Below are 25,561 nucleotides of genomic sequence, written 5' to 3'. Positions count from 1 at the left end.
TATCTGGATACCGGCAACAGGGGGCCTGTAAAATCCTCGCCATGGCAGGAGTTCCCGAACCACACAGCGGATGGACGTTCATCACCAGCCACGCGCGCGTCCTGGCGGCCATCGCCGACGACCCGAACATCCGCATCCGCGACATCGCCGCCCACTGCCGGCTCACCGAGCGGGCCGTCGCCCGGATCATCTCCGATCTCGAGCAGGCCGGCTACCTCTCCCACACCCGCGTGGGACGCACCAACACCTACCGCATCGCACCCGACAAGGTGCTGCGCCACCCCGCCGAAGCCGGACTCCCCGTGGCCTCCCTGCTCTCCCTGCTCGTGCAGGACGAGACCCGACGCACCATGACTTCGGCAGCACAGCCCTGACCGCACCGCGGCCTGTCGGCGAGTCCGTCCCGCGGGGCCTCACCGGGACTGGGCCGACCGCGCACACGACGCCTGATCCGCTTCACCGGCACTCTGCCCGCCCGCACACCGGCGATGCCGACCGCAGGCGGCAGTGCCCCGGCCGTGGACGAGCAGCTGATCGACGAGCCGGTGGGCCGGGCAAAGGCTGAGGGCCTGCAGCCGACCGGCGAGGGCGCACTGCTGCAGCAGCTGACCAAGCGGCTTCCGGAGTCCGCCCTGTCGTCAAGAAGCGGCAGAAACGCCTGACCGGCGTCGACGAGATGGTCATCTCGCCGGCCGCGAAGGGCCTGACCACCGGCAAGGGCCAGGCCCGCTGGACCATGCGCTGGGAAACGGCATTGACCGCCTTCGACATCACCTTCGACGGCCGCCTCTCAGCAGCCCGCCAGTAACCCCCACTGCCCCAGTTGCACCACTCGTTCGACAGTCCCGATGGACAGGCGCAGGTTCTGTGATGACGGAGTCGCCGGCGCTCTGTGACGGTTCGATCCGGCTCAGGCCGGGCTGTCCCAGTGCCGGATCGGCGACGAGCTTCGGCGGGTTCCCGATGGGGCTGGCTGGTCATGGAGTTGAGGGCGTGTCTCATACTGCCCGGATGGACAGCACCTCCATCCGGGACTCCTACGACGCGGTCGCGGACGTGTACGCACAAGGTTTCACCGCGGATCTGGCCTCCAAGCCGCTGGACCGCGCCATGCTGGCGGCCTTTGCCGAGCAAGTTCCGAACGAGGGCCCTGTTGCCGACGTGGGATGTGGACCTGCCCAGGTGGCGTGCTTCCTGGCCGGTCTCGGAGTTCCGGTCCTGGGCTTTGATGTGTCACCGGGCATGGTGGAAGTGGCCCGGGCCCGGATGCCTGGCCTGGATGCGCGGGTCGGATCGATGCTCGGTCTTCCGCTGGGCAACGGAGAACTGGCTGGTGTGGTGGCGTTCTACTCGCTGATCCATCTCCAGGTCGAGGAGCGGCCGCTGGCTTATGAGGAGTTCGCCCGGGTGCTGCGGCCGGGCGGCCTTGTCCTCGCCGCCTTCCACGCGGGCCAGGAGGTTCGGCACCTGGACTCCTGGCTTGACCGCCCAGTCTCGCTCGACTTCTTCGCTCTGCGCCCCGAAGAGGTGGCCGCGGGCCTTACCGCTGCCGGGTTTGCGGTAGAGGCAACACTGATGCGAGGACCGTATCCGGGCGAAGCGGACACCGAGCGCGCGTATCTGCTGGCCCGCAGGTTGGGATGACTCGGGACCGCACAGATCGGTGGCCGCTCAGGGCCGACGTTGAGGGTGCATCCCGTGGGTGGGTGATCGACGAGTGGGAGGGGATGCCGGCGGGGTTGCATGCCCGGTTCGCGTCGCGTTTCGTGAGGTCGGAGCCGCGTGGGCGGGCGCTTGCGTATATGCGGGGGCTGATCGCGCCGTCGGAGCGGAGGAACGGCTGGACGCCGGCGGAGCGGGCCGGTGACCGGCTTCCGATCGAGATGCAGCGTCTGCTGGGCGAGGTGGACCGGGACGAGGTTCGTGACCACGTGCGGGACTTCGTCGTCGGGACGATCGACGACAGGAACGCGGTGCTGATCGGTGATGACACTGGCTTCCTGAAGAAGGTAGACCGATGCGCACCACGGCGGGGAACCCGTCGGAGTTCCGGCCCGCCGGCCTCTCCCGACAGGGCGTCCGTCACGGCAGCAGACATGCCGCAGGTGCGCCGGCTCGGTGAGGCTCTGGCCTTCCCCGTGCCTGGCGCGGCCAGCGGATGGGCAAGGCTCGCGACTGTCCGCAGCAGCGCGGAGCAGGCCGACGACGCCGCGGGACAGACCGACGAAGCGTGGGAACGGGGAGCAGCCCCGGGCCTGTACGACTCCGCGCTCTTCGCCTGAGGTTCATTCCCGCGGGTGCGGGGAGCAGTCGGTGCCGAGTGCCGGCGAGCTGCGGATGTGGGATCCGTCCCCGGGGACGCGGGGACGGACCCGGCCCGAGCTTCTTGCCGAGCGCGCCCTTGATCTGCTCCCCGCACCCGTGGCCGGCTCGAGCGCCTTCAGCGCCGGCCGGACACCGAAGTCAGTGCCGCACTGCTGTGAAGACGTCGAGACTGCGCAGCTGACTGCGGGTCACGTCCGCGAAGAGACTCTCCAGTTGGTGGTGGATCCGGCCGAGCTGCTCCTGTGTCATCTGCAGGCCCCGGGCCGTACGCCCTGGTGAGAATCCACCGTGCCATGCGATCAGGACTGTTCCGCCGGTGCGCACCACCCTGTGCAGTTCCCGCAGCCCCGCTTCCAGGTTGTGCCAGATCGCGACATTGTTGACCGAGACGGCCCAGTCCACGCTCTGATCGTCCAGGCCGGTGCCATCGGCTGTGCCGCGTCGCAGCAGGACGCGGTCGGCGTGCTTGACGCCGCGGATGGTTTCGGCCGCGGCACGGCACATCTCGGGCGAGGGATCGACACCCTGGATCAGGGCGGCTTCGGTGCGGTCTGCCAACAGCCGAAGGAGCCCTCCAGGGCCGTACCCGACCTCAAGCACCCGGTCACCCGGCTGGATGTCGAGGACTTCGAGCACGTCCTGCTGGTCGTGCATGTTCGTCCGCAGCATCAGTCGTCCGGCGAGACGGCCCAGGACGCCGCTCGGACGGGTGAAAGGTGAGGAGAAGCGCCGGTTCATGGCCCACGAGCGCTGGTTCTTGTTCATTTCTCCAGGCTGGTACTTCAACTCGGCTTGAAGTCAAATGGTGCCGTGGAACTCATCGGAATCGGCGAAGCAGCCCGCAAGCTGGGAGTCAATGCCTCAACGCTGCGCTATTACGAGGACCGGGGCCTGGTGCGCCCCGCGGTCCGCCGAGCCGGCAGGCGCATGTACGGCCCCGAGCAACTGCGCCGTCTGGCTTTCCTGCAGCTCATGCAAAAGCTCGGGATGAGCCTGGACAGCGCGTGCGCGATCCTGGACGAACCCGGTGGCCGGTGGCGGGACGAGGTACATCACCAGATAGCGGAACTCGACCGGCTGATCGCCCGGGCGGAGAGCGCACGCTTCTTCCTCCGCCACACCCTGGAATGCACCGTCGACCACCCCACGCGGGAATGCTCGTCCATGATCGAAACCCTGGACCGACGGCTGGCCGGCGTCCCCTTCGAGGACCTGGCGGTCGAGCACGGCCAGGCCCTGCCCCCAGAACACCAGCCACCGCCCGGAGGTCTGCGTCGGAGGCACACCTGAGGCCGGCCGTACAGCGGCGTGCCGGCGCAAGCAGGTGACTGCACCATCCAGGAACGTTCCGCCTCGCCACGGCTCACGGCGGGGGAACACCACAGGGCCGGTACCCGCCGAGTCTCCCGCCCTGCACCCGGGCCGTTCCGCCGTCCGAGCGGCTGAAGCCGGGCGCGGTCGTCAGCGGTCCCGCTCCTCCGGATGCGTCAGGTTGGTGCCGGTCGACGGATCGAACACATGGGCCTTGCCCATGTCGACAGTGAGCTCCAGGCTCCCTCCCTCGCGGGCGCGGGTGGCGGGGTCGAGGCGGGCCACCATCTGTTGAGCGGCCCCCGCCCCGATGTCGCTGCGGCCCGAGTCCGTGGCGAGTTCGTCGAGTTCGGCGGACCGTGCCGGTCCGCCCTCTTCGGTGAAGTACACGTACACGTCGGAGCCAAGGGACTCCAGCACATCGACGGTGACGGTGACGACGGCTCCGTGCCCGTCATGAGCGAGCGCCGCGTCCTCGAACGCCTCGGGCCGTAGTCCGACGATGACTTCACGGGGCGCGTCCCGCCGTTCGAGTGCTCGGCGCGTGGCGTCGTCCAGCGGCAGCTCGCCCAGGGCCGAGCGCAGGACGGGCCCCTCCACGGTGGCGTTGAAGAAGTTCATCGCCGGGGAGCCGATGAAGCCCGCGACGAACAGGTTGCGCGGCAGGTCGTACAACTGGGCGGGCGTCCCGATCTGCTGGACCACTCCGAGCCGCATCACCACGACCCGGTCCCCGAGCGTCATGGCCTCGGTCTGATCGTGCGTGACGTACACCGTCGTGGTGCCCAGACGGCGTTGCAACCGGGAGATCTGGGTGCGCATCTGGACGCGCAGCTTGGCGTCCAGGTTGGACAGCGGCTCGTCCATCAGGAAGACCTTGGGGTCACGGACGATGGCCCGCCCCATGGCCACGCGCTGGCGCTGACCGCCGGACAGAGCGGCCGGCCGACGGTCCAGGAAATCGGTCAGATCCAGGATGCGGGCGGCTTCGTCGACCTTGCTGCTGATGGTTTCCTTGTCCACCTTCGCGAGTCGCAGGGGGAAGCCCATGTTCTCGCGGACGGTCAGGTGCGGGTAGAGGGCGTAGCTCTGGAACACCATGGCCACGTCGCGGTCCTTGGGGGACAGGTCGTTCACGACCCGGTCGCCGATGCGCAGCGTGCCCGACGTGATGTCCTCCAGGCCCGCGATCATGTTGAGGGTGGTGGACTTGCCGCAGCCGGACGGTCCGACGAGAATGACGAACTCGCCGTCGGCGATGGAGAGATCCACGCCCTGGACAGCGAGCGACCCGTCGGGAAAACGCTTGGTGACGCCCTCGAGGACGATCTCGGCCATGGGTGGTGCCTCCTTGCCTTCACGACTTCCAGGTCCGGGCTGCGGTGACGTCGAGCCGGACCGGTGACCGGTCCGCCGGCAGGGCGCCGGTCACCCCTTGACCGCCCCGGAGGTCAGTCCGGCGACGATTCGCCGCTGGAAGAACAGAACGAAAATGATGATCGGGACGGTGATCACCATCGCCGCGGCGGCGATCGATCCCGTGGGCTGCTGGAACTGCGAGCTGCCGGTGAAGAAGGCGATGGCGGCCGGCACGGTGCGCGCCGCCTCGGTGGAGGTCAGCGAGATCGCGAACAGGAAGTCGTTCCAGCAGAAGATGAACACGAGGATGGCCGTGGTGAACACGCCGGGCGCCGCCAGCGGCACGATGACCAGACGGAACGCCTGGGCCGGCGTGGCCCCGTCGACCTTCGCGGCCTTCTCCAGGTCCCAGGGGATCTCCCGGAAGAACGCCGACAGCGTGTAGATGGCCAGCGGCAGCGAGAAGGTCATGTACGGGATGATCAGACCGATCCAGGTGTCGAAGATTCCCAGGATCCGCTCGATGTTGAACAGCGGGGACACCAGCGAGATCGGCGGAAACATGGCGATGAGCAACGACATGCCGATGAGGAGCCGCTTGCCCGGGAACCTCAGTCTGGCCACCGCGTAGGCCGCCATGGTCCCCAGGACGACCGCGATGGCTGTGGCGATCAGGGCGATGCCGATCGAATTGATCAGCGCGCGGGTGAACTCGCTGGTGCGGAAGATGCCCTCGTAGTTCTCCCAGGTCCAGTCCGTCGGGATGTAGTCGCCGTCGGTGAGGGTGCTGGGATCCTTGAACGACAGCGCGGCGATCCACCACACCGGGAAAAGGGCGTACAGCACCACCACGACGTTCACCACGGCCCATCGGGTGGCATGGGTCTTGCCGGCTGCGGCCATCAGCGCTTCACCTCCGCGCCAGGAGCGGCCGCGCCGAACAGTCTGACGAAGGTGAAGGCGATGATCGCGACGCAGATGAAGATCAGCACCGAGACGGTCGAGCCGATACCCAGGTTCAGCGCGGTGAACAGGTTGTCATAACCGAGGATCGACACGGATCCGGTGTCGTGCGCCCCCGCGGTGAGGATGTAGATGTTGTCGAAGATCCGGAACGCGTCGAGCGTACGGAAGAGGAGTGCCACCAGGATGGCAGGCTTCATCAGCGGCAGCATCACCTTGGTGAAGCGCTGCCATGGGGTGGCGCCGTCGACCATGGCGGCCCGCAGGGTCTCCTCGGGGACCAGGGCGAGACCGGCGAGCAGCAGCAACGCCATGAAGGGCGTCGTCTTCCACACCTCGGCGAGGATGATCAGCCACAGCGCGGGCCAGTGCTCGGTCAAGGGGGCGCTGCCGTCGGGCAGGAGGGCGGCCAGATAGCCGAGTTGGGGCGTCCAGGCGTACTGCCAGGAGAACGCGGCGACCACGGTGACGATGCCGTACGGGATGAGCACCGAGGTGCGGACGACGCCGCGGGAGAAGATCGTACGGTGCATCACCAGGGCGAGCGCCATGCCGAGGACGAGTTCGACGGTCACGGAGACCACGGTGACGAACACCGTCACCCAGAACGCGTCCCACCAGTACGGGGAGGAAAGCACCGCCCCGTAGTTGCTCAGCCCGATGAACTTCGCCCGTCCCGGAAACCGCAGGTCGTATCGCTGAAGTGACAGATAGACGGCATAGCCGACGGGGTAGGCCGTCACGGCGACCATCACGACGACGGCAGGCGCGCACAGGATCCAGCCGAGGCGCCGCTCCTGGCGGGCACCGGCCGACAGGGCTGCCCGGTCGCCCTGCGGCTGCTCCTTTGCGGGCGGCCGGCTCGCACCGGGGCGCGTCTGCTCACTCATCCGGCACCACCCCGGTGCGGGCGCAGCGCCCTGCGGCACCGGGCCGCGAAGGGATACGGGCAGGAGCGGTTCACGGGATCACACCCTTGGATTGCAGGGCATCGCTGATCTGGTCGCTCATGGTGTCGACGGCGCTCTCGGGGTCGATCCCGGACGGCGGAGAGAGAGTGTGGGAGACCACGATCGATACATTCTGATAGGCCGGTGTCTGCGGGCGCACACTCGCCGATTCGAGAGCGGCGAGCACATCGGCAGCGAACGGGTATTCCTTCACGAGCGCGTCCTCCTGGTACAACGCCCGTAGTGTCGGCGGGAGTCCGCCCTCCAAGGCGGCGGTGAGCTGGTTCTCCCGGTTGCGCAGGCACAGGGCCGCCTCGAAGGCGAGATCGGGCCGGCGCGAGTAGGCACTCACGGCAAGATCGATGCCTCCGATCGTCGGCCGCGAGGGACGGCCGGCGTCGACGCGAGGGTACGGGGCCCAGCGGAAGTTCTTGAAGAGCTTCGGGTTGTTCGCCTTCATCGACGGATAGACGAACGGGTAGTTGAGTTCGAACGCCGCTGAACCCGATTCCATGGCCAGCCGGTTCTGGTCCTCCATCTGGTTGGACAGGGACGGGTCACCAGCCGGGGAGCGAGCGAGATCACGCATGACGGAAGCGGCCCGCACGGCGGGCGGGCCCAGGGAGGGTTCGGTCGCGGTCGCGTTCAGAATGCTGCCGCCCGCACTGTTGATGAGGGTGTTGAACCAGACGGTCAGCCCCTCGTACTGGGCTCCCTGGACCTCCACGTAGTGAGGCTTGCCCTCCTCGGCGAGGCGGGCGGCCATGTCCAGCATCTCGGCCCAGGTCCTGGGCGGCTCGGGCACCAGGTCCGTCCGGTACCAGAGGAGTTGGGTATTGGTGTTGTACGGAACCGCGTACAGCTTGTTCTTCCAGGTCGAGGTCTGCAGCGGAACGCGCAGGGTGCCTTCGATCGCCTGCTGCTTCATCCGGCCGGTCCACTCACGGATCCAGCGCGCCTCGGCGAACTCCGGCGCCCAGGTGACGTCCAGGCCGAGGATGTCCAGCGAGTCGTCCTTGGCCGCGAGCCTTCGAACCATTTGCTGGCGCTGGCCGTCGGCTGCGCGCGGGAGCTTGTTGTAGACGATCTTGTAGCGGCCTTTGGATGCCTGGCTGCACCGGTCGGCCGCCTTCTGCAGAGCGCCCGAGTCGTCCGGGAAGTTGTACCAGTTGATGCTGCGCGGCCCGGACCCCTCGTCGTCCCCGCACGAGGCGAGCAGGGACGCCAGCAGCGGCAGTACGGCAAGAGCTCGCAGCCGCCGCATCCCCACGTCACGCACCTTCTTCCCACTCGTCCGCTCGACTCCGAACCTGCGCATGCGGCCACCTCGTTTCCTTGCGGCGTACGGGGCGCCCGGCCCGGCGGCGTCTCACTCCACACTCACGGTAGGCATCACGGAACGGCAGGTAAGCGCGCGGCGCCGGTTTTTCACACGCATCGCCCAATATGTAAGACCGGACCTCCGCCGTGCGACGGACGTGGGACGCCTCGCGGCCGAAGGACGGACCGAGAAGGCGAAGGGCGTCGTGGTCGCGGACAACGGACCTGGTCCGCTTGCGGGCGGTGTCCTGCCGCTGCCGGGCGACCTTCTTGTGCACCCTGACGCCCGGTCCACGCCGAGCACGTGTCCCGTGGCGGGGAGCGGCCGGGTCTCGGTGGCGACGAACGAGGGCTACAAGTGCCCCAGGCTGTCCTGGTGGACGCGCACGCCGGAGGGGACGGCCGTTCGGCGTCACCACCGGCCACGGGCCGGAGCCAGATCGCTGGCACGCCCGAAGTCAGCGATCGTTACCGGAGAAGGCTCATCGTCAGATTGCCGGCGCGTCCTCGATGGCCCACTGGATCCCGTACGGGACAAGAAAGTCGAGGAAGGCGGCCGGGTGGTATGCCTGGGCGGGTGCGAGTACTCCCGGCTTGGCAGGGTCGGCGACGAGACGGCGGGCGCTTTCGACGGCGATCACCGCGGTCGTGCCGTAGGTGTCGGGGCCCTGGACGATGCCGCGGACGCGGCGGCCGTCGGTGCTGGTGGCGTCGAGCACGTAGGTGAAGTGCTGGGTGCGGCGGCTGTCCTCATCGGGGCCTTCAGGCAGGCTTTCGATGATCTCTGGTGTGAGCGGGGTGTTCAGCCGGTCGCCCAGCGCCGCTTCAGTCAGGCCCTGGACATGCCGGACGCGGATGTGGCGGGGAATGGTCACCACTTCCGGCACGGGGAAGGCCGTCACCGGGGTCGCCTCCGACTGTCCGGGCAGCGTGATCGCGGTATGACGGGCGGGCACGCCGGGGCGCCAGTCGCCGTCGTGGTAGGCCATGCCTCCCGTTCTGATGGCGTCGATCGTTTCGACCACCGAACGCAGCGAGCCGCGTGACATGCCGCCGCCCCCGACGACCACGTGGGTGGTGATGATCTCTTCGACCGGTTCAAGGCGGTCGGCCAGGAGGTGGGCCATGAGGTCCACCGGGACGCAGCCGTCGTTGGCGGCCGGTACGACGGTGACACCGGCGTTCTCCGCCTCCGTGGTGAAGGTGTCGAAGATCTTCTTGACGTAGAGCTGCTCGCCCGAGGTGTCGACGTGATGACAGCCGACGGCGATCGCGGCGCGGACCACGGCCTCACCTGACGAGGTGAACGGTCCGGCGCAGTTGATGACGCCGTCGCAGCCGCGGAACGCGCTCACAAGCGCCTCATGGTCGCTCGTGTCGGCCAGGCGTCGTTCCGCGTCGGGGAGGCCGACCGCCGAGGCGGCCTCCTCTAAGCGCGCGAGATTGCGTCCCGCCAGGACCGTCTCGATGTCACGCCGCGCCAGTTCGGTGAGCACGAGCTTTCCCTGGTATCCACTCGCGCCGTAAACAGCGATCCTCATGTCGTCTCCTCACGATGGGAGCTGCGCGGTTGATCAGCTCACCGGCACAGTAAGACGCCGACACAAGACTGTTGAATGCGTGATGCGCTCCGGAGTTTGCGCCATCGTCTTCACACAGGTCGTGGCTGGCTATTCTGGCTGCGTGGACGTTCTGTCTGACGTGGTGAGTGCGGCGCGTACCGGTCGACCCCACTCGGGCCGGGTGACCAGGTACGCCCCCTTCGCCCGGCGGTTTCCGGCGGTGCCCTCCGCCGGGTTCCACATCGTTCTCCAGGGAACGTGCCTGCTTCTCCCGCCGCAGGGCGAGCCGATCGCGCTCGGGCCGGGCGACGTGGTGTTCCTGCCGCGCGGATCCGCACATGGTCTGGCCGACGACCTGTCCACCCCGGTGAGCGAGTCGCCCGCAACGCTCACCGGAACCCATGACAGCCGCGGCGACGAGACGTCAGCCGACCGGCCACCGACAGTGGTCATGCTCTGCGGCGCCTATCTCCTGGACGGATCCGGGTCGCATCCGCTTTTGAACGACCTGCCCGAGGTCATCCATCTACCGGCACGGGTAGGGCGCCGCAGGGAACTCGGCACCGCGGTCGAACTCCTCGGCGTGGAACTGGACGGCGACGCCCGCCCAGGCTCCGACACCGTCCTGCTCACCCTGCTGGATCTTCTCCTGCTCTACATCCTGCGCGCGTGGTTCGAGGAACAACGCGTCTCCGGCCACTCCGCCACCGGCTGGGCTGCGGCCCTTCACGACCCCGCCGTCGCCGCCGCCCTTCGCGCCATCCACGGAGAGCCCGGCCGGCAATGGACCGTCGAGGAGTTGGGTGCGCAGGCATGCCTGTCCCGCGCTGCCTTCGCCCGGCGGTTCACCCATCTGATCGGCCAGCCACCGCTCACCTACCTGACATGGTGGCGGATGACCACCGCCGCCCGGCTTCTGCGCACCTCCGACGCCCCCGTCGGCACGATCGCCCGGCAGGTCGGCTACAGCTCGCAGTACACCTTCACCCATGCCTTCAAACGCCAGTACGGGTCACCGCCCGGCAGCTACCGGCACCACGCCGGCTCAAGCACAACACCGGCGTGAGGCCGCGCGTACCCACAGCATGATCGACGCCCCGGAGGGGGCCGAGCAGTCGTCGATTCCTGTGGATCACCGTGGAAGCCTCAAGTGGCCCGCAGCCGTTGACCGAGGGCTGCGAAGTCTTCGTCGGTGAGGCCGCGGGACGACGCGATGTGGTGGAGGAGGGCCGGGGCGGGGTGGTGGGTGGACACCCAGTCTCGATCGGCGTCGGTGATCTCGTCGTCGACCCAGACGAACGGGCGTCCGTCCGCCCATGACACCAGGGTTCGGGTCTTCCAGTGGAGCCCGAACCACTTGTCCTCGCGTTCCTGCGCGTCGGAGGTTTCCGGCCAGGTCACGACCGGCAGGGGCGGCAGGCCGAGCCGCGGTGCCATGTCGGTGTTCGCTTCCTCCCCCCAGGTGGTGGCCCAGACCAGCTCGCACGGCAGTGCCGCGAGGCGAGGCCCGACGCGCGGGTCGAGCCTCGTCAGGTGCGAATCCGTCGCGGTGCTCGACGGCTCGTGCTGCGGTCCGTCGCCGAACGGGCAGCCCGACCCACCTGGTGGACGCAGTTCTTCGGAACGCTCTGGTGATCGGCCCGCCCAGGGGGCGGCATCAGCGATACGGACGCTTGATCTGCCAGCCGGTGCCTACCCTGACGAAGACGTTTTCAACACGGGTGGATCATTGCCACAGGGGCGTCGGCGTGCCGTCCGGGTCCAGGCCGTACGGCCACAGCCTTTTGAGTGCTTCCCACATCCGTAGGTGGTACAGGGCGTCGGTGTTGCTGTGGTCGGCGGCCTGCCCGTAGAGGGTCTCGGCACCCTCTCGGTCCCCGGCCTCCTCCCTCACCTGGGTGAGGCGGTACACAGCGAAAGTGTCGCCGTGGTCGGCGGCCTGCCGGTAGAGAGCTTCGGCGCCCTCCCGGTCTCCGGCCTCCTCCCGCATCAGAGCCAGGCGGGCCAGGACATCGGTGTTGCCGTGCCCGGCAGCCTGCCGGGCCAGCACTTCGGCGGCCTGCCGGTCCCCGGCCTCCTCCCGCATCCGGGCCAGGTTCCACAAGGCTTGGGTGTTGCCGTCATCGGTAGCCTGCCGGGCCGGCGTTGCAGCACCCTTCTGGTCCCCGGCCTGCTCCCGCATCTCGGCCAGGTGGAACAACGCGTCGGTATTGCCGCGGTGGGCGGCCTGCCGGGCCAGCACTTCGGCGGCCTGCCGGTCCCCGGCCTCCTCCCGTGTCAGGGCCAGGTTCCACAGGGCATAGGTGTTGCCGCGGTCGGCAGCCTGCTGGGCCAGCAGTTCGGCGGCCTGCCGGTCCCCGGCCTCCTCCCGCATCCGGGCCAGGCGAACCAGGGCGTGGGTGTTACCGCGGTCGGCGGCCTGCCGGGCCAGTTTCTCGGCACCTCTCTGGTCCCCGGCCTGCTCCCGCATCAGGACCAGGTGGTACAGAGCGTGAGTGTCACCGTGATCGGCGGCCTGCCGGGCCAGCGTTGCAGCACCTTTCTGGTCCCCGGCCTGCTCCCGCATCAGCGCCAGGCGGGCCAGGACGTCGGTCTTGCCACGTTCGGCGGCCTGCCGGGCCAGTTTCTCGGCATCTCCCTGTTCCCCGACCTCATCCCGCATCAGGACCAGGTGGTACAGAGCGTCCCTGTTGCCGTGATCGGCGGCCTGCCGGTAGAGGGTCTTGGCACCTGTTTGGTCCCCGGCCTGCTCCCGCATCAGGGCCAGGTGGTACACGGCGTGGTGGTTGCCGTGGTAGGCAGCCTGCAGGACCAACGTCTCGGCACCTGCCTGGTCTCCGGCCTGCTCCCGCATCAGCGCCAGGCGGGCCAGGGCGCGGGTGTCGCCGTGGTCGGCGGCCTGCCGGGCCAGCGTTGCAGCACCCTTCTGGTCCCCGGCCTGCTCCCGCATCAGCGCCAGGTGGTACAGAGCGCCGGTGTTGCCGTGGTCGGCGGCCTGCCGGTAGAGGGGCTCGGCGCCCTCTCGGTCCCCGGCCTCCTCCCGCATCACGGCAAGGCGGTACAGCGCGTTGGTGCTGCCGTGGTCGGCGGCGCGGTGTCGCAGGTGGTGGGCCCATTGCAGACGGTGCCGGTCTTCAGCTGCCCGTGTGAGGTTGTACAGGTCGTCGGGGCGGGAGAGGTGGGTGTGGGCGGCGTGCCAGAAGGAGGCGTGCGGGCACAGGTGGCGGCGGGCGGTACGACCGTACTGCTCGAGGTAGTCGGCGAGGCGGAACACTGGCCCCGACGGCTGCGGTAAGAGGGCATCGACAGGCGCTGAGGGGCCGGGCGGGCGGCGTTGCGGACGCGGGGTGACCCTGCCCAGAGGGGCCTGCTTGCCGTGCACCTGCTCAGCGAGTTCGGCGTACGCCTTTTCTGCCCAGTCGTCGGTGAGCTGGTTCCAGTCGGCGTCGTGGAGATAGTCGGGGGCGGCGTCGGTGAGGAAAGCCTGCGGCAGGTGCGGACCGACACCGAGCCGACGCGCGTCCATCGCCGCTTCCAGCAGTGCCCTGGCGGCCGGACCGGCGGTGCGGTAGCGCTCCAGGAGGGCGGGACCTCCGGCGAGGTCCTGGGTGAGGCGGCCGTCGGTACGGGCACGGGTGAGGGCATCGGCCAGCAGCCGGTCACCGCCCTCGGCCAGGGCAGTCGCCGCGGCCAGGGCGCGAGTGTCGAAGACGTCGGGGACGCTCACGGTGCGCCCGGCGAGCAACTCCCGGACCCGGCTGTACGGATCTGGTCCGGCGGGGGCGGGCAGGGCGGTGTACTGCTTGACGTAGTCGGGCCACAGCGTGGCCAGGACGAGGACCGGCCCGCGCTGCGGTCCGGTCAGCAGGTGATGCACGGCCGCCGCGATCCGCTCACCGACCGCCTGGTCGCCGAGGTAGTGCTGGGCCTCGTTCAGCCACACCACCGTGCGCGGCCCGACCCGGTGCAGATCCTCCAGCGCGGCCTGTGCGCGGGTGGGGTCGAAGGGATGCCACAGCAGCCACCCCCGCTCCGCCAGCGGCTGCACCGCCTCCCAACACGCCCGTGTCTTCCCCGTCGAGGACTCCCCCACCAGCACCAGCATCCGGCTGTAGCCCTGCTGGGCCTCGTGCACCGCCTCCGCCAGGATCCGGTCGTGCTCGCGGGACACATAGCCGGACAGCAACCGCTGCTCCGGCGAGCCGGATCGGTCCTGGGCGGTACCGGCCGGGTGGACCTCCAGCGCGTGTGGATCCCACTGGCCGATCGGCCGTCCCGGCCCCGGCCGTTCGCTGTTCCCGCCGCCGGCCGCGACCCGCTGCAACTCCAGCAGCTCCTCCACCGGCAGTCTCAGCGCACCTGCCAGCGCCGACACCGTCTGCGCCGACGGCACCGGCCCGCCGGCCTGGAACGCCTGCTGCACGGTCGTACGGCCCAGCCCGGTCCGGCTGGCGAGCTGCGTCTTGGACAGCAGGGACCGGGCCAGCCCGCCCTCCAGTTTCCTGCGTAGTTCGGTCAGAGCCGCATCCGGGGTGTGACCGGTCCGTTCATCGTGCACGCGCTTGCCCCCGGGTGGTGATGTGTCAGTCGATGTTCATCTTCGTCCCGGCGCACCACGACGGACACCGATTCCGAAACCTTCGTCCATGCCGACACCCCACCCGCTGAAAAGAGTCTGCCGCGAACGTCGCCTTCGTCTTCTTCACCACCGCACTCGTGATCATCGTCGCGGCACCGGCCGATGCCGGCGCGGGCAGGCTCGCCCGTATGGCCGACGCCGTCTACCCCGCTGTGCTCACCCGCGCCGCCACCGTGAGCGGCAGCTTCGCCGCCCTTCTCGCCTGACCGCCGTAGGGGTGAGAAAGACCGACTGCGCTTTCCCGCTGCTACGGGTTCAGGAGCAACTACGTCCAGGGCATGGTGACCGTTGCAGGAGCAGAAGTGCCGACAGCAGCGAGAAGCTCCACGGGCGCTGGACCACTCGCGTCGTCGAAGAACACTGTGGCGCCGGAGAACCTTGCGCCGCTGAAGGACGCCACGTCAACGGTGTGCCGGATCTTACGGAAGGCCAGGTAGTCGTGGCGTGCCTCCTGGTGGCCGGGTCCGATGCCGGAGCCGGGAGGAAGGGGAGCTGGAGGCAGGCGCACAGGACGTCGATGCAGGTCTGGCGGAGGCTGCCGTCGGGGGCGTCGTCGGCGAGGCCGGCCAGAGCGTGGACACCGCCCAGGCGGACGGCCGGTGAGTCGGAGCCGAGTTCGTCGACGGCCTGGGAGAAGCGTTCGGTGTGCAGCCGGGTGGCTTCGAGGTGGGCTCCGGCCTCGTCGACGCGCTGGCGGTGGTGGGCGACCACCAGGGCGACGAGCGCACCGGCCCCGGCGACCACTCCGAAGAAGAGTTTCACCAGGTCGAGCAGCGTGCCGGCATCGAGCTCGGCGGTGCTGTCGATCTCCCGCACGTCCAGCAGGACGACCAGACCGCAGAAGACGCTGCCCGCCGCCAGCACTGCGGCGGCGAAGGTGACCGTTCAGCTGAGGCTTGGCTGCGCGGGCCGGAACGCCGGTGGTGTACCAGCCGCCGGACCGGTGCACCCCCTCGGGGTTGCGCCCGGGGGCAGGCGGTGCCTCGGCAGAAGTGAATCTAGGTCCGAGCGGCGCGTGGCGGTGTGCGTGAGGTGCAGGGTTTCTGTGCTCAGCGTGCCGTGGGGACGGCCAGGGAGAGCGCGCGGTGTTCGGTGGGGGTGATCCCGTAGGCGTGGCGGAACGCCCGGCTGAACGCGGTGGCGCTGGAGAAGCCCCAGCGGGCCGCGACCGCCTGAACGGGCTCAGCCCGCAGTTCCCGGCGTGCGAGGTCGGCATGCGCACGTTCCAGTCGGCTCTGCCGGATTTGCGCGGCGACACTCAACTGCTGCTCGCCGAAAAGGGCGTAGAGGCTCCGCAGGGACATGTTGTGCCGGTCGGCGATCACCTGAGGCGTCAGTCCCGGGTCGCCGAGGTTGTTGTCGATGAAGCGGTGGATCCGCTGCAGCGTCTCCTGCGCACGGGCCTCGGCAGGCGCCTCGCCGGGGGCACCGAGCTGCTGCGCGAGATACACGGTTGCCAGGTCGAGAGCTGTCGAGCCCATCCCGCGCAGCTCCTGCGGACGGCAGTGCGGCCCGTTTCTGAGCAGTGTTCCGAGGAAGTCGGCGAAGACGGCCCCGGACCCCGAGTCCGATGGCAGTCCCTGGGCGAGAAGCCGGTCCACCCGGTCGGGGCGCAGTGCCAGGGCGGAACGGGGAATCTGCAGCACGACCGACTCGATCTGCCCGCCTGAACAGGCTCCTTCACTCGGCCGGGAGGTGTCCGTGAGCACCAGTCCTCCCGTGATGACCGATTCACTGCCCCGCTGAGAGATGCTGAGAGCACCTCGTGTGATGAGCGCGAGCTGCAGGTGCTCGGGATCGCCACGCCGGACATGGGCCGGGGTGCGGCGCGAGACCACCGGCGAGCAGGCCATGGCGGACAACCGCACCACGCCGAGATCCAGGTCTGTCATGCTCGCGTGGAAGCCGGCCGTATGCCGGGTGCTGAGCATGACCGGCATCACTTCAGTTGACACCGCCTCGCAGAACCAGTCGAACCTGTCCTCACGTGCCACGGCAGCGTTCGACACAACCAGCGATTCCATGTGCCCCCCTTGGACGTGGCAGCGCCCCGGCCCCCGCCGGTTGTCGCACGGCAGTGCTCCGCCCCCACTGTTACGGGACCGATTATCGGACCCGCACCTTTCGGACATGTCCTTTGGCCCGTCGCTGATGGCGCTCGCTGATGGCGCTCTTCGGAAACGGCCACCCCCCGATCGGGAGTCATCCCGTACCTGCTCGACGGAGCATCCCGTACCTGCTCGATGGATCTCCCCGGTCATGGACCACCTGCCACCGGGCGCGACACGGGAGAGGCCGCCATGGGCAGCCGGTTCCCCGGGGTCCAGGGTGTCCTGGAGCCGGCGCGTAGCGCCGCCGACGGCTACGGTCCGCTCGTGGCCTTGCCCCGTCGTCACCCGGGTAGGGGCAGACGTCGAGGTGCACGCGGTTCTTGACCGTTCCGGGTTCCGGGCGGGCGACGATGTCGATGCAGACGGCCACGGGGGCGGGGGAGGCGAGGCCCACGGGTTCGAGGCTGGTCACGCCGGGCCCCTCGCTGTCGACACCCCAGCCGAGTGCCTCCGCCCGGAACCGGCCGAGCGCGGAGTCGTCCTGGGCCTTCATGTTGATCTGCACGAGTCGTGTCGCCATGTCGCAGATCCTGGAAGCTCCGCAGGCCCGGGCCGCCGCGATCGGACATGTGCTCGACCAGGTGCCGGCCGTGGTCGCGCTTGCCGGGACTTCCGACCGGGGCAAGTCCTTGTGCACGAAGGCAAGTCCCGACGCCCTGTACTGTCGACCGCATGGACGCACAGTTACTGGACCGGGTCGGGGAAACGGTTCTGGAGTGGGCTGTCGCATGGGGGGAGCAGCATCCGCACAACGCTCTGATGGTTGTCACGACACATGCGGCGGCGACCCAATGGCTCCACGGTGCTCAGACTTCGTCCAGGCCGGATCAGGTCTGCTTCGTCACAGTGCAAGGAACGTTCCGACAGCGCAACAGGTCGGGCAAGTGGGCGGCTTTGTTCGTCGAACCCGCAACCTTCCGGGTCGTGACTTTCTCGGTCCGCCCGCCGGAAGCGGTCCCGCCCCACCCACTCGAACAACTCGGGACCGTACATCGATTGAACCGTTCCGGGTTCGGCCGGGATGGTGACGTGCCCCGGTGAGGTCGATCGCCGGGAACGGACACCGGATTTCATGCGGCGGGTCACAGCGTACGTGACACGATCAGTTGCTGTTCGAACTCGGCGGGCGTGAGGGAGCCGAGGGCGGAATGCCGACGGCGCCTGTTGCAGCACGACAGCCGGCGGAACGGTTCGAGCCGACCCGGCCCGCTGTCGCCCGCGTCGCGGCGTACGGGCACGGCCTGGGCCTCGCCCTCGCGGACCCTCGTCCGCAGCGACTCCGCTGTATCACCGCCCCATCGACCAGGCCGTTTCACACCTGGGGTGCAGGACGAGAGACGCTGGGTGACCTGTGTGACGCACACGTTGGCTGAGACTGGTGTTCTAATCCCGGCAGCTGGGTGATTAGCGTTCCGTTCATGCCGATCCACAACGCAAAACTACGCACGTTCGTCACGATCGCCGCTCTCGGTACCATTCTCGGCGGCTCCACTGTGGCCCATGCCGCCGAGTCACCTGCACCCCGATCCAGCGATTTATCTGCTCACACCTACTATTGGGACCGGTTCGACAGGGAGTGGAAGCTGAACGGGGCTTACCCGTGCCAGCTGGACTCCGCCTACGAGTACCGGAATCCGAGCTGGCCGATCGATCTGATCAACACCACCCAGTGCAACCGGCGCGTGTGGCTGTACGCCAATCTCGACAAGTCCGGCGACAAGAAGTGCATCCCGCCGGGCGCCGCGCGGAAAATCACGGATGAAGATCTCAAGCTGGCAATGATCATTCGTATCGGCGCAAGGGGTGGGTGTCCGTAGAGGGACTGTGAAGCCCGCCCGTCCGTGCACCTGGCGTGCAATGCGTTTGATGTGGCGTCGACTCCGGTTCCTTGAGCTCTTCGAAGAGGTGACTGACGGGGGCAGCCGGGTTCTCGGTCCGGCATGTGCGCAGGTGTTCGCGGTACGAGCTGACCGGTTCGCCCTGGACCTGGAGGCCGGGGGTGTCGAAGCCACGGTCGGGCAGGGCTGGTGCGGCGTCGCTCGGCGTCAGTCGGTGAAGTACAGGTGCTTCCAGGCGCCGTACGTCGTCGAGTTCACCGAGTCACCGGAGCTGCCGTTGACGTACACCGAGCGCATCCTGGCGCGGATGCCGGCCTCGCCGGGGGCGCCGAGGGAGACGGCGGACCGTCCGGTGGTGCCGAGGGCGAAGTACTGCGAGCCCTGGGTGTGCCAGGCGCCCTGGTAGTAGACCTGGAGGTCGAAGCGCTGCCGGCGGCCCGGGTGGTAGGTCATCGTCGTGGTCAGCAGCGGGTCGGTGTTCTTGCGGAACCAGTGGTACGTGGTGGAGCCGATCTTGCCCGTGCGGTAGTGGCGGGAGACGGCGGTGGAGACGCGGACCTTGGCGTACGCCGTGACCGCCACGGTCCGCGGCGCGTAGCGGGAGTCGCCCTTGAAGACGGCGTAGACGGTGGTGTCGCGGGCCATGTCGACGGTGGCGGCGAGGTTGCCGGAGGAGTTGACGGTGCCGGAGCGGATCAGCCGCTTGGGGCGGTCGGTGCCGAAGGGGTCGGCCCAGATCTCGACCTTGCGGTTCTTGTACGTCGTGCCCAGGTGGGCGGTGAACACGACGTCGGCGCCGTAGCCGTAGATCCTGCCGTTGTTGTTCAGGGTCAGGGCGGGCGTGGCACGGGAGACGGCGACCTTGTCGGAGGCGCTCGCCGTGGTGTGCTCGGCGTCGCCCGCGTAGGACACCTTGTAGGTGACGGTGCCGCCGGAGTACGGGGTGTCGGAGAAGGAGTAGGTGCCGTCCGCCTTCACCGTGACCGCGGGGAGCGTCTTTCCGGCCGGGCTCTCCAGGTCGGTGCGGACGACCTTCAGCTGCGCCCCGGCGGGGAGCCTCACCGTCGCCGTGACCTTGCCGGTCACGGTGAGCGGCTTGGCGCGGGTGGCGGTCGAGGGGGCGTTCACCGTGAGGGCAGGGACGCTGAGGGCGGGGTCGGTGAGGACTTTCAGCGTGTAGCCGAACTCGCCGTGGGCCAGGGCGAAGACCCGTGAGGAGTCCCCCGCCCAGGCGACCTCCTGCTCCACTGCGGTGCTGAGCGTGAAGACGCGTACCGCCTTCACGTCGCCCGGCTTGAAGACGGACACGCTGTGGTCGTAGACCTGAGCGATGGTGCCGTTCGGCGCGACGTCCCCGGAAAAGGCCGGGCCCGGCAGCACGGCTTGCTCGGTGAGCTGCCCGTCCGCATACGCCCACTTGCGCAAGCCGCCGGCCAGCACCTCGTCGGCGCCGGGCACCAGGTCGATGTCCCCGAAGAAGTTCCCGCTGCCGCTCTGGGCGACCAGCTGCGGCAGCTCGCCCCTCACGTCGAGCACCCTCGCCCCGCCGTAGGAATTGCCGCTGTCGGCCAGGGCCAGCAGGCCCGGAGCGCCAGGGTTGGCGTCGAGGAAACCGCCGTCGTAGTAGGGCCTCACGCTCTCCGGGAGCTGTTCCAGGCGCAGCGACTCGGTCTCGGCGGTCGGGTCGATCGAACCCAGGTCACCTTGGACGAAGTTGTTGGGACCGGTGGTCTGGTAGGAGAACCACAGCTTGCCGCCGGCAAAGACGATCTTCCGCACGCCGGTGCCGAGGTCGATGCTGTGACGGGCTCTCACTGCAAGAGTGCCCGCGTCGAGCTCCAGGATCTCCTGGTTCAGGTGGTCCCTTCGGGCCGCGTACAACATCTCGCCGTCCGCTGACACAGCGAGGTCGAAAACCCCGGGGAAACCCCACGCGTCCCGGAGCACGGTGCCGGAGTAGTCGGCCGCCAGGATCCTCCCGGTCAGTCTGTCGCCGAAGAACACCCGCCGGTGCGCCCCGTCCACGACAATGCCGCCCGGCATCTCGATCACGACGGACGCAGCCGACGCCGAGCCCGCCGTGACGACGGTCAGTGCCGCCGAGCTGAAGAGGACCGCGAGCGCCGTCACGGTCGAGATGCTGCGCGTACGCACAGTGTTGCCCACCCCCACAAGAGACCGGCCCCCCAGGCCGGAAGATCCGAGACGCAACGCCCTGACATCCGCACGAAGCAGACAGCGTCCAGGGCGTGACTGCCCGGGCAGGGTATGGCATGGCTGTGACCGTCGAGAACGCGGTTCCCGCTTCCGGGCTCCTGCGGCCTCGGGTGTCAGGTCACCCGCGACCTGCTTCATCTGCTTCCACACGGCGGCGGGGTCCGGCGCGCGTCGGCAGTCCTGTACGGCCGGACTCGCATCAGCCCGCAGTCAGCCGCCGTGGAGGCCCCGTTCGTCGAGGCCGGTGCAGACATGGGCTTCAAGGCATTGCGGAGCGTCGAGGCCCACGGCCTCGCCTCGGTGCAACGCGACGAGGGAGTCCTTGCCGCGCCACCAGGTGTCGGTCACCCCCTGCACCTCAGGCACCGGCTCGTAGCCGCCGAGGTCCAGCGACTCGACGGCCTTGCCCGTGATTCCGTGCAACGGCCTTGGCCCAGCGGCGGCCGAGCGGGCAGCCGTCCGGCTCGGGCCCCTGGCCGCCACCGCACGACGGCGAAGGTCGCCGTGCTTCTCCCCCAAGGGGAATCGGCCGGGGCCGGGCCTCCGCACGGCGATCGCGGTGCCGTCGGCGTCTTTGCTTCCGGGGGTCAGCCCCGCAGAGCGGCGACGGCCTTCTCGATGCGCCGCCGGCGCGTCTCGGGCCTCTTCGCGCTCTCGACGGCGCGCACATGCTCGTACTTGCGGCTGTGGGCGAGGTTGTCGTACGCGGCGCGGGCGACCGGGTCGTCGTCCAGGGCCCGGGCGAAGTCAGGGGGCTCGACGACGGCGCGCGGCTCGGTGTCGAGCTCGACCTCGACCTCGACCTCCTCGCCGATCGCGACACCCGCGGCCTGCCGGTTGGCGTTGCTGAAGCCGAGCAGGCGGCGGCCTCGCATGACGGCGACCCGGCTCCTCCAGGAATGCCCGTTGACGGTGATCGTCACCGGCGGCCGCGCGCCCCCGCCGAGCGCTGCCACCACCTCGGGCGGAACTTCCAGACCCCGCATGGGCTCGGGTGGCTCGACATGGGCCCAGAACTTCATGGTCTTCCTCCTGTTGTCGTGCCGGCCCACCGCGGGTCCGGCCCGTCCGGCTCCGACAGCCGCTCCCGCTTCCCGTACCGGGACCGTCGCCGTGTCCTGGACGTCCGGACGCCTGCGGGGCAGGAGAGCGCGGCTACTCGGCGTAGGGCTGGTCGGTTCCCGAGGCGCTGTGGCCGAGACTCCAGACATAGCCGTCCGGGTCGGCGAAGGTGCCGCCGTACCCGCCCCACGGCAGAGCACCGGCGGGCTTGAGGATCGTGGCACCGGCCTTCCGGGCCTCCGCCATGATCTCCTCGACCCGTGCCTCACTGCGGACGACGTAGGTCAGGACCAGCCCGCTGAAGCCGCTGCCTTCCGGGTCCGTGCCCACCTGGCCGGCCAGACCCTCGCGAGCGTAGAAGCCGACCGGTGAGGCGCCGTCCGATTCGAAGAACACCGAGATGCCGTAGTCGTTCTTGATCTTCCAGCCGAGTCCCTCGGTGTAGAACCGCTTGGCCCGGTCCATGTCCCGGACACCGAGGAGGATCGAGCTGACGTGCGCTTTCATGCCTTGCTCCTTGCACTGTAGGGGTGTGCGTGCCGGACATCCCGGGCGAGGGCCCGGATGTCCCTTCGGCGGGTGTCCGCCGGTCGGTCGGTACGACAGGGCCGTGGGTCAGGACAGCGTGGGGGCGAGCGAGGGGGCAGCCTCCCAGGCGAACCCGTCCGGGTCGGTGAAGGCGTCGGCGGTGCCGCCGAGGACGACGCGGTGCGAGCCGGTGCCGTCGGCGGGGACGCCGAGGTCCTTGGCCAGGGCGCGGCGCTTGTACAGCGCCAGCTTGACGAGGCTGGACTGGCCGGGGGCGAACTCGGCGTACTTGCCGCCGAAGCTCTTGGCCACGGTCAGGCCCCGGCCGGCGTAGAACTGCTTGGTGGCCTTCACGTCCTCGACACCGAGCAGCAGGACGACCTCGTCGATCTCGCGGGTGGCGGGGCCGGTGTCCTTCTTCGCCGAGGTCGCGATCTTCCAGATCGTCCCGTCCGGGGCCTGGACGACGCCGCCGTAGCCCCACAGCGACTTCGCGGCGGGCTTCAGCACCGTGGCGCCGGCGTCCACGGCGGCGCCGACGAAGCCGTCGACGGTGGCCGGACCGGACACCGTGAGCCCCAGGGTGAAGCCGCGGAAACCGGTGGAGTGCGCGTCGGACACCCGCAGGCGTATGTACGTGTCCACGCCGAAGGCGCTGTAGAAGCGGCGAGCGGCCTCGGGGTCGGCCACCTCAAGGGTGACGGACGCGAGGGACGTGCCGGCTGCGGTGGAAGTGGTGGTCGCCATGACCATCACGTTAGGGGCTGCTCGGCGGCCGGGGCTTCTCGATTCCTGACCGGTCTCGAGACCTGCTTCGCCACGCACGCCGGCATCCCCTCCACCTTGATCGCCGGCCCCGCGCCACGGGCCGTACCCGCGGCATCGGCGTGATCGGACGCCGCATCGGCATGGCCGGCCGCCGCATCGGCCGCCTGGCGCCGGAAGGCCCCGGGCGGCATGCCGACCAGCTCGGTGAAGCGGGTGGTGAACGTCCCCAGCGACGCGCAGCCGACCGCGAAGCAGACCTCGGTGACGCTGAGGTCGCCCCGCCGCAGCAGGGCCGTCGCCCGCTCGATGCGACGCGTCATCAGATACGCGTACGGCGATTCACCGTAGGCGGCACGGAACTGCCGGCTCAGGTGCCCGGCGGACATGTTCACATCACGCGCGAGCGCCTCCACGTCCAGCGGCTGCGCGTATTCCCTGTCGATCCGGTCGCGGACCCGGCGCAGCCGCGCGAGATCAGCCAGACGCTGCGCCTGGACGCGTGCACGCCGCCATTCAGGCTTGCACATGAGAACCCTCCCCTTTGTCTCTCATCTTCCCTTTCCCTCCGACGACTTCGAGCGTCCGGGGCGCCCGCCTCGGCAGGTGCGCCGGACGCTCGGTGGTGCGGACCGGCCCGCCGGACGGCAGCGGAACGGAGTCCGGGCTCATGACCGGTTCGCCGCCGCTTTCCTCATGGGTGGCCGCGATGTCGGCCCGCACGGCCGCATCGACACCCGCACAGCTCAGCGCAGCTCCTGGATGCGGACCAAGTTGCCCGCGGGGTCGCGGAACGCGCAGTCACGGATGCCGTACGGCTGCTCGGTCGGCTCCTGGACGACCTCGGTGTCACCGGCCTGCACCTTCTCGAACGTGGCGTCGAGGTCCGGGGTGGCCAGCAGGATCCAGCCGTAGGTGCCCTTGGCCATCATCTCGGTGATCGTGCGCCGCTCGTCCTCGGTGACGCCGGGATCGGCGGCAGGCGGCGCCAGAAGGATCGACGTACCCGGCTGACCGGCCGGGCCGACCGTGATCCAGCGCATCCTGCCCTGCCCGACATCGCTGCGGACCTCGAAACCGAGGACGTCGCGGTAGAAGGCGAGCGACGCGTCCGGGTCGTCGTGCGGAAGAGAAGTCGTGTGAATGGTGATGTCCATGGTGAGCAGGCTAGAGATGAATCCATGAACCGCGCTTCTCGATTCCTGATCGGCCCTCCCGGTTCCTGACCGGTCCGGACACGCCCGGACGTTCACGGGCATGTCACGCGGAGCGCGCCCGCTTCCCGTGACGGTGCACCCGATGCCCCGTCAGCCGCCTTCCGGAGGCGACGGAGACGACGGAGACGACGGAGACGACGGAGACGACGGAGACGACGGAGGCTTGACGCCGGTCTTTCGTTCCGGTGCACCGCTCTCCCCCACCCTGGCCTGCGTCACGGGCACCAGCCTCGTACCGCCTGCATCCTGACCGGCCGGAAGAGCATCGGGAACCGGCCCCGGCCCTGGAGCCGGCGCGGCTGGACACCTCTGCCCCCGGGCCGGCGCATCGACCGGCCCGCCCTGCAAGTCCCGCCTGCCGCCAGCGCGATCCGCGGCAGGGCCGGGCACCGGTGCCGTGCCCGGCGTCGCCCGCGCTCACCACTACGGCCGACGGGCCAGCCGCTCCTGAAGGCGGTCGTGCCGGAACTCGTACGCGGACCCGCTCGCCCGCAGCAGACCGCGCCGGTGCGCGTCGTCCAGAAACGCCATCAGGCGCAGGGGTGTGCCCTCGCGGACGGAGAGCTGCAGGGCGGCTGCCCGCTTCCGCGTACCAATGTCTGCCGACAGCGTCGGCCAGTTCGTCGGCGGCCTGGTCCAGCTCGCTCTCGGTGATCGTGACGGCCAGGCTGTGGATCTCGGCGTAACTGTCAGGGCCGTTCAGGACGGCCGCGGGCCTGAAGAAGTTGTTGATCACCCGGCCGTCCCGAAGTTGACCACCGCTCGGCTGTGCGCACCGTTGAGGACCACGGGGGAACCACCGTGGAAGTTGTTGACCACGCGCGCCTCATCGGAGCCACCGCCGACGGCGAACTCCGCCGCCAGGGCACGCGCTTCGGCGGCTGCTCGGCTCCGCTCGGCGGGTTCCATGCTCTCCAGCAGCTCGGTGAGTTCCGCCGTCCACATGCGCGTGTGCTCCGTGCGTACCCGTTCCCGCGCGTCGTCGTCCGGTGCTGCGTCCAGCGCGGCGACGGTCTCCTCCCAGCGCACCTCCACCTCGTTCTGCCGTTCGGTGTCGCCCCGGCCGAGAAGCCGGGTGAACCGGAGCACACCAGCGCTGCAGCCGTGGTTCACCGCCGCGAGCACCGTGGTGCCGCAGAACGCCGCCGGCTCCGGGACATCGTCCAGCCGGTCCATGGCCATGCGTAACCCCCTGTCACGTGCGGGTCTCCCCCGCATTCGAACCAGACGGTCTTGCCGTCGTCGGCCCCCCGGGAAAGTCCCCACTTTGTCGACCACGGCATCCATCAGACCGATCCCGCGACCACTCTCCGCCCCGACGGGGGGCACTCTCTGTTGCAGAAGCGACGTGGGTGAATCGGCCGGATGCCTCGGCTCAGGTACGTGCCGGACGA

Annotated in this window: 26 protein-coding genes and 2 pseudogenes; 9 read left to right on the top strand and 19 right to left on the bottom strand. The window is 69.4% G+C overall.

Annotated elements, in window-relative coordinates; translation table 11 throughout:
- Nucleotides 1–41: 41 nt before the first annotated feature.
- From ACIQGV_RS33700 to ACIQGV_RS33680, 5 genes are all read left to right on the top strand, one after another.
- Entirely contained in the window at nucleotides 42–374 is a 333-nt protein-coding gene (locus ACIQGV_RS33700) for a helix-turn-helix transcriptional regulator (RefSeq protein ID WP_402501626.1), read from the top strand.
- Nucleotides 375–518: 144 nt separating this feature from the next.
- A complete protein-coding gene (locus ACIQGV_RS33695; protein WP_402501624.1) occupies nucleotides 519–662 on the top strand; it encodes a hypothetical protein in 144 nt (47 codons plus the stop codon).
- Between the two features lie 14 nt (nucleotides 663–676).
- Complete coding sequence (locus tag ACIQGV_RS33690) at nucleotides 677–808, top strand: hypothetical protein (protein ID WP_402501621.1); 132 nt, start codon at nucleotides 677–679, stop codon at nucleotides 806–808.
- Nucleotides 809–1,011: 203 nt separating this feature from the next.
- Complete coding sequence (locus ACIQGV_RS33685) at nucleotides 1,012–1,644, top strand: class I SAM-dependent methyltransferase (protein WP_402501619.1); 633 nt, start codon at nucleotides 1,012–1,014, stop codon at nucleotides 1,642–1,644.
- Nucleotides 1,645–1,706: 62 nt separating this feature from the next.
- Nucleotides 1,707–2,282, top strand: coding sequence for a transposase (locus tag ACIQGV_RS33680; protein ID WP_402501616.1), 576 nt, complete (start codon nucleotides 1,707–1,709; stop codon nucleotides 2,280–2,282).
- A gap of 181 nt (nucleotides 2,283–2,463) precedes the next feature.
- Here the strand turns inward: ACIQGV_RS33680 and ACIQGV_RS33675 are convergent, their stop codons facing one another.
- Nucleotides 2,464–3,090, bottom strand: coding sequence for a methyltransferase domain-containing protein (locus tag ACIQGV_RS33675; protein ID WP_402501614.1), 627 nt, complete (start codon nucleotides 3,088–3,090; stop codon nucleotides 2,464–2,466).
- A gap of 45 nt (nucleotides 3,091–3,135) precedes the next feature.
- On the opposite strand from ACIQGV_RS33675, the gene ACIQGV_RS33670 reads away from it, so the two are divergent.
- Entirely contained in the window at nucleotides 3,136–3,615 is a 480-nt protein-coding gene (locus tag ACIQGV_RS33670; protein WP_402501612.1) for a MerR family transcriptional regulator, read from the top strand.
- Nucleotides 3,616–3,786: 171 nt separating this feature from the next.
- Here the strand turns inward: ACIQGV_RS33670 and ACIQGV_RS33665 are convergent, their stop codons facing one another.
- The 5 genes from ACIQGV_RS33665 to ACIQGV_RS33645 form a co-directional block, all read right to left on the bottom strand.
- Nucleotides 3,787–4,974 (bottom strand): ABC transporter ATP-binding protein, encoded by a 1,188-nt coding sequence (locus ACIQGV_RS33665; RefSeq protein ID WP_402501610.1) that lies wholly within the window; start codon nucleotides 4,972–4,974, stop codon nucleotides 3,787–3,789.
- A 90-nt stretch (nucleotides 4,975–5,064) separates the two neighbouring features.
- The gene (locus tag ACIQGV_RS33660; RefSeq protein ID WP_402501607.1) at nucleotides 5,065–5,898 is read right to left on the bottom strand and encodes a carbohydrate ABC transporter permease; all 834 of its coding nucleotides are present in this window, start codon (nucleotides 5,896–5,898) and stop codon (nucleotides 5,065–5,067) included.
- Entirely contained in the window at nucleotides 5,898–6,848 is a 951-nt protein-coding gene (locus ACIQGV_RS33655; RefSeq protein ID WP_402501605.1) for a carbohydrate ABC transporter permease, read from the bottom strand. Before ACIQGV_RS33655 ends, ACIQGV_RS33660 begins: the two co-directional genes overlap by 1 nt.
- A 70-nt stretch (nucleotides 6,849–6,918) precedes the next feature.
- Nucleotides 6,919–8,226, bottom strand: a complete 1,308-nt coding sequence (locus tag ACIQGV_RS33650; RefSeq protein ID WP_402501603.1) for an ABC transporter substrate-binding protein — start codon at nucleotides 8,224–8,226, stop codon at nucleotides 6,919–6,921.
- 490 nt (nucleotides 8,227–8,716) lie between these two features.
- A complete protein-coding gene (locus tag ACIQGV_RS33645) occupies nucleotides 8,717–9,769 on the bottom strand; it encodes a saccharopine dehydrogenase family protein (protein WP_402501601.1) in 1,053 nt (350 codons plus the stop codon).
- Between the two features lie 142 nt (nucleotides 9,770–9,911).
- On the opposite strand from ACIQGV_RS33645, the gene ACIQGV_RS33640 reads away from it, so the two are divergent.
- A complete protein-coding gene (locus ACIQGV_RS33640; protein WP_402501599.1) occupies nucleotides 9,912–10,856 on the top strand; it encodes an AraC family transcriptional regulator in 945 nt (314 codons plus the stop codon).
- Nucleotides 10,857–10,936: 80 nt separating this feature from the next.
- Here ACIQGV_RS33640 and ACIQGV_RS33635 read toward each other — a convergent pair whose 3' ends face one another.
- The gene (locus tag ACIQGV_RS33635) at nucleotides 10,937–11,404 is read right to left on the bottom strand and encodes a hypothetical protein (RefSeq protein ID WP_402501685.1); all 468 of its coding nucleotides are present in this window, start codon (nucleotides 11,402–11,404) and stop codon (nucleotides 10,937–10,939) included.
- Nucleotides 11,405–11,516: 112 nt separating this feature from the next.
- Nucleotides 11,517–14,348, bottom strand: coding sequence for a hypothetical protein (locus ACIQGV_RS33630; RefSeq protein WP_402501597.1), 2,832 nt, complete (start codon nucleotides 14,346–14,348; stop codon nucleotides 11,517–11,519).
- Between the two features lie 158 nt (nucleotides 14,349–14,506).
- On the opposite strand from ACIQGV_RS33630, the gene ACIQGV_RS33625 reads away from it, so the two are divergent.
- Nucleotides 14,507–14,635 carry a hypothetical protein gene (locus tag ACIQGV_RS33625; RefSeq protein WP_402501595.1) on the top strand — a complete coding sequence of 43 codons (129 nt, stop codon included), beginning with the start codon at nucleotides 14,507–14,509 and terminating at the stop codon, nucleotides 14,633–14,635.
- A gap of 49 nt (nucleotides 14,636–14,684) precedes the next feature.
- On the opposite strand, the gene ACIQGV_RS33620 is transcribed toward ACIQGV_RS33625, so the two are convergent.
- From ACIQGV_RS33620 to ACIQGV_RS33610, 3 genes and pseudogenes are all read right to left on the bottom strand, one after another.
- A complete protein-coding gene (locus ACIQGV_RS33620; RefSeq protein WP_402501592.1) occupies nucleotides 14,685–15,293 on the bottom strand; it encodes a hypothetical protein in 609 nt (202 codons plus the stop codon).
- A gap of 185 nt (nucleotides 15,294–15,478) precedes the next feature.
- Nucleotides 15,479–16,453, bottom strand: coding sequence for a helix-turn-helix domain-containing protein (locus ACIQGV_RS33615; RefSeq protein WP_402501590.1), 975 nt, complete (start codon nucleotides 16,451–16,453; stop codon nucleotides 15,479–15,481).
- A 385-nt stretch (nucleotides 16,454–16,838) separates the two neighbouring features.
- A pseudogene (locus ACIQGV_RS33610) lies at nucleotides 16,839–17,060 on the bottom strand (VOC family protein); the annotation flags it as partial.
- Between the two features lie 898 nt (nucleotides 17,061–17,958).
- Here ACIQGV_RS33610 and ACIQGV_RS33605 point away from each other — a divergent pair.
- The gene (locus ACIQGV_RS33605; RefSeq protein ID WP_402501587.1) at nucleotides 17,959–18,357 is read left to right on the top strand and encodes a hypothetical protein; all 399 of its coding nucleotides are present in this window, start codon (nucleotides 17,959–17,961) and stop codon (nucleotides 18,355–18,357) included.
- A gap of 228 nt (nucleotides 18,358–18,585) precedes the next feature.
- Here the strand turns inward: ACIQGV_RS33605 and ACIQGV_RS33600 are convergent, their stop codons facing one another.
- The 8 genes and pseudogenes from ACIQGV_RS33600 to ACIQGV_RS33565 all read right to left on the bottom strand — a co-directional run bounded on the left by ACIQGV_RS33600 (nucleotide 18,586) and on the right by ACIQGV_RS33565 (nucleotide 25,349).
- A complete protein-coding gene (locus ACIQGV_RS33600) occupies nucleotides 18,586–20,508 on the bottom strand; it encodes an Ig-like domain repeat protein (RefSeq protein ID WP_402501584.1) in 1,923 nt (640 codons plus the stop codon).
- A 297-nt stretch (nucleotides 20,509–20,805) separates the two neighbouring features.
- Nucleotides 20,806–21,037: pseudogene (locus tag ACIQGV_RS33595) on the bottom strand (hypothetical protein); the annotation flags it as partial.
- A 145-nt stretch (nucleotides 21,038–21,182) separates the two neighbouring features.
- On the bottom strand, nucleotides 21,183–21,617 hold the full coding sequence (locus ACIQGV_RS33590) for a YdeI/OmpD-associated family protein (RefSeq protein WP_402501581.1): 435 nt from the start codon (nucleotides 21,615–21,617) through the stop codon (nucleotides 21,183–21,185).
- A 133-nt stretch (nucleotides 21,618–21,750) separates the two neighbouring features.
- Nucleotides 21,751–22,164 (bottom strand): VOC family protein, encoded by a 414-nt coding sequence (locus ACIQGV_RS33585; protein WP_402501578.1) that lies wholly within the window; start codon nucleotides 22,162–22,164, stop codon nucleotides 21,751–21,753.
- Between the two features lie 108 nt (nucleotides 22,165–22,272).
- Nucleotides 22,273–22,938: a glyoxalase gene (locus ACIQGV_RS33580; RefSeq protein WP_402501575.1), complete on the bottom strand. Its 666-nt coding sequence runs from the start codon at nucleotides 22,936–22,938 to the stop codon at nucleotides 22,273–22,275.
- Nucleotides 22,938–23,480, bottom strand: a complete 543-nt coding sequence (locus tag ACIQGV_RS33575) for a helix-turn-helix transcriptional regulator (RefSeq protein WP_402501572.1) — start codon at nucleotides 23,478–23,480, stop codon at nucleotides 22,938–22,940. Before ACIQGV_RS33575 ends, ACIQGV_RS33580 begins: the two co-directional genes overlap by 1 nt.
- A gap of 216 nt (nucleotides 23,481–23,696) precedes the next feature.
- A complete protein-coding gene (locus ACIQGV_RS33570; protein WP_362135024.1) occupies nucleotides 23,697–24,107 on the bottom strand; it encodes a VOC family protein in 411 nt (136 codons plus the stop codon).
- A 792-nt stretch (nucleotides 24,108–24,899) separates the two neighbouring features.
- Complete coding sequence (locus ACIQGV_RS33565) at nucleotides 24,900–25,349, bottom strand: hypothetical protein (protein WP_402501568.1); 450 nt, start codon at nucleotides 25,347–25,349, stop codon at nucleotides 24,900–24,902.
- Nucleotides 25,350–25,561 lie beyond the last annotated feature (212 nt).

Source organism: Streptomyces sp. NPDC093094 (assembly GCF_044754345.1).
Taxonomy (GTDB): Bacteria; Actinomycetota; Actinomycetes; order Streptomycetales; family Streptomycetaceae; genus Streptomyces.
The sequence above is the reverse complement of the archived record's forward strand: the minus strand, read 5'-3'. Positions and strand labels throughout refer to the sequence as shown.

Bases quoted from the DNA above. Each gene is read 5' to 3' on its own strand.
- ACIQGV_RS33700 (WP_402501626.1), top strand. From the start codon at position 42: ATGGCAGGAGTTCCCGAACCACACAGCGGATGGACGTTCATCACCAGC.
- ACIQGV_RS33690 (WP_402501621.1), top strand. From the start codon at position 677: ATGGTCATCTCGCCGGCCGCGAAGGGCCTGACCACCGGCAAGGGCCAG.
- ACIQGV_RS33685 (WP_402501619.1), top strand. From the start codon at position 1,012: ATGGACAGCACCTCCATCCGGGACTCCTACGACGCGGTCGCGGACGTG.
- ACIQGV_RS33675 (WP_402501614.1), bottom strand. From the start codon at position 3,090: ATGAACAAGAACCAGCGCTCGTGGGCCATGAACCGGCGCTTCTCCTCA.
- ACIQGV_RS33665 (WP_402501610.1), bottom strand. From the start codon at position 4,974: ATGGCCGAGATCGTCCTCGAGGGCGTCACCAAGCGTTTTCCCGACGGG.
- ACIQGV_RS33660 (WP_402501607.1), bottom strand. From the start codon at position 5,898: ATGGCCGCAGCCGGCAAGACCCATGCCACCCGATGGGCCGTGGTGAAC.
- ACIQGV_RS33655 (WP_402501605.1), bottom strand. From the start codon at position 6,848: ATGAGTGAGCAGACGCGCCCCGGTGCGAGCCGGCCGCCCGCAAAGGAG.
- ACIQGV_RS33650 (WP_402501603.1), bottom strand. From the start codon at position 8,226: ATGCGCAGGTTCGGAGTCGAGCGGACGAGTGGGAAGAAGGTGCGTGAC.
- ACIQGV_RS33645 (WP_402501601.1), bottom strand. From the start codon at position 9,769: ATGAGGATCGCTGTTTACGGCGCGAGTGGATACCAGGGAAAGCTCGTG.
- ACIQGV_RS33615 (WP_402501590.1), bottom strand. From the start codon at position 16,453: ATGGAATCGCTGGTTGTGTCGAACGCTGCCGTGGCACGTGAGGACAGG.
- ACIQGV_RS33605 (WP_402501587.1), top strand. From the start codon at position 17,959: ATGCCGATCCACAACGCAAAACTACGCACGTTCGTCACGATCGCCGCT.
- ACIQGV_RS33590 (WP_402501581.1), bottom strand. From the start codon at position 21,617: ATGAAGTTCTGGGCCCATGTCGAGCCACCCGAGCCCATGCGGGGTCTG.
- ACIQGV_RS33585 (WP_402501578.1), bottom strand. From the start codon at position 22,164: ATGAAAGCGCACGTCAGCTCGATCCTCCTCGGTGTCCGGGACATGGAC.
- ACIQGV_RS33580 (WP_402501575.1), bottom strand. From the start codon at position 22,938: ATGGTCATGGCGACCACCACTTCCACCGCAGCCGGCACGTCCCTCGCG.
- ACIQGV_RS33575 (WP_402501572.1), bottom strand. From the start codon at position 23,480: ATGTGCAAGCCTGAATGGCGGCGTGCACGCGTCCAGGCGCAGCGTCTG.
- ACIQGV_RS33570 (WP_362135024.1), bottom strand. From the start codon at position 24,107: ATGGACATCACCATTCACACGACTTCTCTTCCGCACGACGACCCGGAC.
- ACIQGV_RS33565 (WP_402501568.1), bottom strand. From the start codon at position 25,349: ATGGCCATGGACCGGCTGGACGATGTCCCGGAGCCGGCGGCGTTCTGC.